General features: G+C 70.2%; 6 protein-coding genes. 1 reads left to right on the forward strand and 5 read right to left on the reverse strand.

What is annotated here, in order from left to right:
- Positions 1–150: 150 nt before the first annotated feature.
- From ACWGJB_RS27105 to rpsO, 5 genes are all read right to left on the reverse strand, one after another.
- Entirely contained in the window at positions 151–603 is a 453-nt protein-coding gene (locus tag ACWGJB_RS27105) for a hypothetical protein (RefSeq protein ID WP_450768566.1), read from the reverse strand.
- Between the two features lie 15 nt (positions 604–618).
- Positions 619–1371, reverse strand: a complete 753-nt coding sequence (gene dapB / locus ACWGJB_RS27110) for a 4-hydroxy-tetrahydrodipicolinate reductase (RefSeq protein WP_453382695.1) — start codon at positions 1369–1371, stop codon at positions 619–621.
- 25 nt (positions 1372–1396) lie between these two features.
- The gene (locus ACWGJB_RS27115) at positions 1397–2776 is read right to left on the reverse strand and encodes a M16 family metallopeptidase (RefSeq protein ID WP_453382696.1); all 1380 of its coding nucleotides are present in this window, start codon (positions 2774–2776) and stop codon (positions 1397–1399) included.
- Positions 2773–4998, reverse strand: a complete 2226-nt coding sequence (locus ACWGJB_RS27120) for a polyribonucleotide nucleotidyltransferase (protein ID WP_384491472.1) — start codon at positions 4996–4998, stop codon at positions 2773–2775. Before ACWGJB_RS27120 ends, ACWGJB_RS27115 begins: the two co-directional genes overlap by 4 nt.
- A 324-nt stretch (positions 4999–5322) precedes the next feature.
- Positions 5323–5610: a 30S ribosomal protein S15 gene (gene rpsO / locus ACWGJB_RS27125; protein ID WP_089098391.1), complete on the reverse strand. Its 288-nt coding sequence runs from the start codon at positions 5608–5610 to the stop codon at positions 5323–5325.
- Positions 5611–5892: 282 nt separating this feature from the next.
- Between rpsO and ACWGJB_RS27130 the strand changes: the two genes are divergently transcribed.
- Positions 5893–6186 carry a DUF397 domain-containing protein gene (locus tag ACWGJB_RS27130; protein ID WP_123973668.1) on the forward strand — a complete coding sequence of 98 codons (294 nt, stop codon included), beginning with the start codon at positions 5893–5895 and terminating at the stop codon, positions 6184–6186.
- Positions 6187–6292 lie beyond the last annotated feature (106 nt).

The raw sequence follows: 6292 nt of genomic DNA on the forward strand, positions 1-6292 counted from the left end.
GGGGGGGTGTGTGGTTGTTTTTGGGGGGGGGGGGGGGGGGTGGGGGGGGGGGGGGTGTGGGGGGGGGGGGGGGGGGGGGGGCGGGCTGGGTGGGGGGGGGGGCCGCCCCACACCCCCCCCCCCCCCCCTGCCGTCTGTGCGGGCTGCCGTTCAGGCCTCCACCGGCCTGCCGTCGTGCAGGGCGATGGCGCGCTGCATCGCCTTGCGGGCGCGCGGGGTGTCGCGGGCGTCGTGGTAGGCGACGGCGAGCCGGAACCAGCTGCGCCAGTCGTCGGGGGCGGCCTCGGTCTCGGCCTTGCGCTTGGCGAAGACCTCGTCGGCGGAGTCCCGGTCGATGCGACCGCCGGGGGTGCGCTTCAGTTCGTCCACGGGCAGGCCGCCCTCGGCATCGAGTTCGGCGGCGAGGGCGTTGGCGCGGCGGACGAACTGGGTGTTCTTCCACAGGAACCACACGCCGATGACCGGCAGGATCAGCACCGCCACCCCGAAGGTGACGGTGAGGACCGTGCCGGTCTGGATGAGCATCACGCCCCGGCTGCCGACCAGGACGAAGTAGAAGACCAGGACGGCGGCCGTGAGGGCGTAGGAGAGCTTCGCGCGCATGTCAGAGGTCTCGTATCAGCCCAGGTCCAGGAAGTTTTCCAGGCCGAAGGTCAGGCCCGGAGCGGTGACCACGCGGCGGACGCCGAGCAGGATGCCCGGCATGAAGCTGCTGTGGTGCAGGGAGTCGTGGCGGATGGTGAGGGTCTCACCCTCGCCGCCCAGCAGGACCTCCTGGTGGGCCAGGAGGCCGCGCAGGCGGACGGCGTGGACGGGGATTCCGTCGACGTCGGCGCCGCGTGCGCCGTCCAATGCGGTGACGGTCGCGTCCGGGGCCTGGGCGGTGCCGGCCGCGCGTCGGGCCTCGGCGATGAGCTGGGCGGTGCGGGTGGCGGTGCCGGAGGGGGCGTCGGCCTTGTTCGGGTGGTGGAGCTCGACGACCTCCACCGACTCGAACCAGGGCGCGGCGATCTGCGCGAACTTCATCGTGAGCACGGCGCCGATGGAGAAGTTCGGGGCGATGAGCACGCCGGTCTCCGGGGACTGGTCCAGCCAGCCCGCCAGCTGCGCGAGGCGCTCGTCGGTCCAGCCCGTCGTACCGACGACGGCGTGGATGCCGTGGCGCACACAGAAGTCGAGGTTGCCCATCACCGAGGCGGGCGTGGTCAGTTCGACCGCGACCTGGGCGCCGGACTCGGCCAGCGCCTCCAGCTTGTCGCCCCGGCCGAGGGCGGCGACCAGTTCCATGTCCTCGGCGGTCTCGACCGCCTTGACCGCCTCGGAACCGATACGGCCCCGGGCGCCGAGGACCGCCACGCGCAGCTTGCTCATCTTCTTCGTTCCTTACCGGTGTGTGTCAGGCGACGGCGTCGTGCAGGCGTGCGGCCTGTTTGTCCTTGAGCGGGCCGATGACCGACAGCGACGGGCGCTGTCCCAGGATGTCGCGGGCGACGGAGCGGACCTCGTCCGGGGTCACCGCGGCTATCCGGGCCAGCATGTCGTCGACGGACATCTGCTCGCCCCAGCACAGCTCGCTCTTGCCGATGCGGTTCATCAGCGCGCCGGTGTCCTCCAGGCCGAGCACCGTCGAGCCCTGGAGCTGGCCGACGGCGCGGCCGATCTCCTCGTCCGGCAGCCCGTGTTCGGCGACCTGGTCCAGTTCGTCCCGGCAGATCTTGAGGACGTCGTGGACCTGCGAGGGCCGGCAGCCGGCGTACACGCCGAACAGGCCGCAGTCGGCGAAGCCCGAGGTGTACGAGTACACGCTGTAGGCCAGGCCGCGCTTCTCGCGGACCTCCTGGAAGAGCCGGGAGGACATGCCGCCGCCGAGGGCGGTGTTGAGCACGCCGAGCGCCCAGCGGCGGTCGTCGGTGCGGGGCAGCCCGGGCATGCCGAGGACGACGTGCGCCTGTTCGGTCTTGCGGCCGAGGAGTTCGACGCGGCCGGAGGTGCGGATGGTACGGCTGCCGTCTCGCGGGCCGATGGGGGCCGCCTCGGCGGTCCGGAAGGCGCCGGCCTTCTCGAAGGCCGCGCGGACCTGTCGTACGACCTTGTTGTGGTCGATGTTGCCGGCCGCCGCGACCACCAGGTGGGTGGGGTCGTAGTGCTTCTTGTAGAAGCGGCGGATGCGGTCGGCGGTGAGGGCGTTGACCGTGTCGACCGTGCCGAGGACCGGGCGGCCGAGGGCGTTGTCGCCGAACATGGTGTGCGCGAACAGGTCGTGCACGCAGTCGCCCGGGTCGTCCTCGGTCATGGCGATCTCTTCGAGGATCGCGCCCCGCTCGACGTTGACGTCGTCCTCGAGGATCAGCGAGCCGGTCAGCATGTCGCAGACGACATCTATCGCGAGCGGCAGGTCGGTGTCGAGCACGCGCGCGTAGTAGCACGTGTACTCCTTCGCCGTGAACGCGTTCATCTCGCCGCCGACCGCGTCGATGGCGGAGGAGATGTCGAGGGCGGAGCGCCGCGTGGTGCCCTTGAAGAGCAGGTGCTCCAGGTAGTGCGTGGCGCCGTTCAGGGCCGGGGTCTCGTCGCGGGAGCCGACGTGGGCCCAGATACCGAAGGTCGCGGAGCGCACCGAGGGCAGGGTCTCGGTGACGATACGCAGGCCACCGGGGAGGGTGGTCTTACGGACCGTGCCGATGCCGTTCTCGCCCTTGATCAGGGTTTGGGTACGGGCGACGGCCCGCGCCTCCGAAGAGGTGCGGGCCGTCGTCGTGGAGCTGCTCGACGTCACTTGTCGGTGTCGTCCTTTGCGTCCTCGGAGGAAGCCTCTTCCTCGCCCTCGACCACGGGGATGAGGGAGAGCTTGCCGCGGGAGTCGATCTCGGCGATCTCGACCTGGACCTTCTGGCCCACACCGAGGACGTCCTCGACGTTCTCCACGCGCTTGCCGCCGGCCAGCTTGCGGATCTGCGAGATGTGCAGCAGACCGTCCTTGCCGGGCAGCAGGGAGACGAACGCACCGAAGGTGGTCGTCTTCACGACCGTGCCCAGGTAGCGCTCGCCGACCTCGGGCATCGTCGGGTTGGCGATGCCGTTGATCGTGGCACGGGCGGCCTCGGCGGCCGGGCCGTCGGAGGCGCCGATGTAGATCGTGCCGTCGTCCTCGATGGTGATCTCGGCGCCGGTGTCCTCCTGGATCTGGTTGATCATCTTGCCCTTGGGGCCGATGACCTCACCGATCTTGTCCACGGGGATCTTGACGGTGATGATCCGCGGGGCGTTCGGGGACATCTCGTCCGGCTTGTCGATCGCTTCCATCATCACGTCGAGGATGTGGAGGCGGGCGTCCCGGGCCTGCTTGAGGGCGGCGGCCAGGACGGAGGCCGGGATGCCGTCCAGCTTGGTGTCGAGCTGGAGGGCGGTGACGAACTCCTTGGTGCCGGCGACCTTGAAGTCCATGTCACCGAAGGCGTCCTCCGCACCGAGGATGTCGGTGAGGCTGACGTAGTGCGTCTCGCCGTCGATCTCCTGGGAGATCAGACCCATGGCGATACCGGCGACCGGGGCCTTCAGCGGCACACCGGCGTTCAGCAGCGACATGGTGGAGGCGCAGACCGAGCCCATGGAGGTCGAGCCGTTCGAGCTGAGCGCCTCGGACACCTGGCGGATCGCGTAGGGGAACTCCTCGCGGGTCGGCAGGACCGGGACCAGGGCGCGCTCGGCGAGGGCGCCGTGGCCGATCTCGCGGCGCTTCGGGGAGCCGACGCGGCCGGTCTCGCCGGTGGAGTACGGCGGGAAGTTGTAGTTGTGCATGTAGCGCTTGCGGGTCACCGGGGAAAGGGTGTCCAGCTGCTGCTCCATCCGGAGCATGTTGAGGGTGGTGACGCCCAGGATCTGGGTCTCGCCACGCTCGAACACGGCGGAACCGTGCACGCGCGGGATGGCCTCGACCTCGGCGGCCAGGGTGCGGATGTCGGTGACACCGCGGCCGTCGATGCGCTTCTTCTCCTTGATCACGCGCTCGCGGACCAGCTGCTTGGTCAGCGAGCGGTACGCGGCGGAGATCTCCTTCTCGCGGCCCTCGAACTCCGGGAGCAGCTTCTCGGCGGCCAGACCCTTGACGCGGTCCAGCTCGGCCTCGCGCTCCTGCTTGCCGGCGATGGTCAGCGCGGAGGCGAGCTCCGGGCGGACGGCGGCGGAGAGCGCCTCCAGGATGTCGTCCTGGTAGTCGAGGAAGATCGGGAACTCGCCGGTCGGCTTGGCGGCCTTCGCGGCGAGGTCGGCCTGGGCCTTGCAGAGCACCTTGATGAAGGGCTTCGCGGCGTCCAGACCGGAGGCGACGACCTCCTCGGTCGGCGCCTCGGCGCCGCCCTGGACCAGCTGGATGGTCTTCTCGGTGGCCTCGGCCTCGACCATCATGATCGCGACGTCGCCGTCCTCCAGGACGCGACCGGCGACCACCATGTCGAAGACGGCGTCCTCGAGCTCGGTGTGCGTCGGGAACGCGACCCACTGGCCGTTGATCAGTGCGACGCGGACGCCGCCGATCGGGCCGGAGAAGGGCAGACCGGCCAGCTGGGTGGACGCGGACGCGGCGTTGATCGCGACGACGTCGTACAGGTGGTCGGGGTTGAGCGCCATGATGGTGGCGACGACCTGGATCTCGTTGCGCAGGCCCTTCTTGAAGGACGGGCGCAGCGGGCGGTCGATCAGGCGGCAGGTGAGGATCGCGTCCTCGCTCGGCCGGCCCTCACGGCGGAAGAAGGAACCGGGGATCTTCCCGGCCGCGTACATGCGCTCCTCGACGTCCACCGTGAGGGGGAAGAAGTCGAGCTGGTCCTTGGGGTTCTTGGAGGCGGTGGTGGCCGACAGCACCATGGTGTCGTCGTCCAGGTACGCCACGGCGGAGCCGGCGGCCTGCTTGGCCAGGCGGCCCGTCTCGAAGCGGATGGTGCGGGTGCCGAAGGTGCCGTTGTCGATGACGGCCTCGGCGTAGTGGGTCTCGTTCTCCACTAGCGTTTTCTCCGTTACTTTCGTCTGCGTTACGTCTTTTGTCCCGATCTGCCCGTGTGGCAGGGGGACGGTCCCGGAGAAGCGCGCCGTGCTGTGCGGGCCGGTCTTCGATCGAAGCACCCGGGGCTCGCTTCCCCCCGGGGGCCACTACCGAGGACCGGCGGCGGCTTGGGTGCGCTTCTCCTTGTTCGTTGTCGTGCTGTGTCGTGCGTATTGCGTTGTGCTACCACACTACAAAGCGTGAGTGACACTCCGCACGTTTCCGCACGTACGGCAAAGGGAGCGGTCCCGGGTCTCTCCGGGAACCGCTCCCTTCACGGCGTGTTACTTGGCGCCCGCCGCACCGCGGCGGATGCCCAGGCGGTCGACCAGCGCACGGAAGCGCTGGATGTCCTTCTTCGCCAGGTACTGCAGGAGGCGACGGCGCTGACCGACCAGGATCAGCAGACCACGACGGGAGTGGTGGTCGTGCTTGTGGACCTTGAGGTGCTCCGTCAGGTCGGAGATCCGACGCGACAGCATGGCGACCTGGACCTCGGGGGAGCCGGTGTCGCCCTCCTTGGTACCGAACTCGGTGATGATCTGCTTCTTCGTAGCGGCGTCGAGCGACACGCGTACTCCTCGTAGTCATTGAGTCGCCACCGAGTGCCCCCGGTCTTTGTCTCGGGGGAGCTTCCGTTACTCGGGAGGCGGGGATCCGCTGGGCGCGGCCTCAGGGGTCCACGGGGGACTCCGGGGGTGCGTACACAAACGGCCGTCGACCAGGGTACCAGTGCCGGAGTACGAGAATGTCCCGGACGGTCCCGGACCGTGCGAGAAAGCCGACGGCGGCGCGACCGCCAGTAGTGTGACCGTCACAGGGTACGTACGTCGCCGGGAAGGGGTCGCCGCGGGATGAGCGAGACGGCTGAGGAGATGAAGGCGCGCAAGGAGCGGGAGCGGGACGAGCTCTACGCGCTCGACATCTCGGGTGTCGAGTGGCACTGCGCGCCCGGCACCGAGCAGGACGAGGAGCGGGTCGAGATCGCCTACCTGCCCGAGGGTGCCGTGGCCATGCGGTCGTCGCTCGACCCCGACACCGTGCTGCGGTACACGGAGGCGGAGTGGCGGGCCTTCGTGCTGGGTGCGCGGGACGGTGAGTTCGACCTGGAGCCGAACGAGCGCAACGGCGGCCTGGCCGCCCAGTGACCGACGGCCCGGTTGTGGGGGGGGGGGGGGGGCCGGGGCGGCCGCCCGCGCGCGCCGCGCCCGGCCGCGGCCGCCCGGCCCCGCCGGGCCCCGGCCCCGCCGCGGA

Source organism: Streptomyces sp. NPDC054813, from assembly GCF_053611365.1.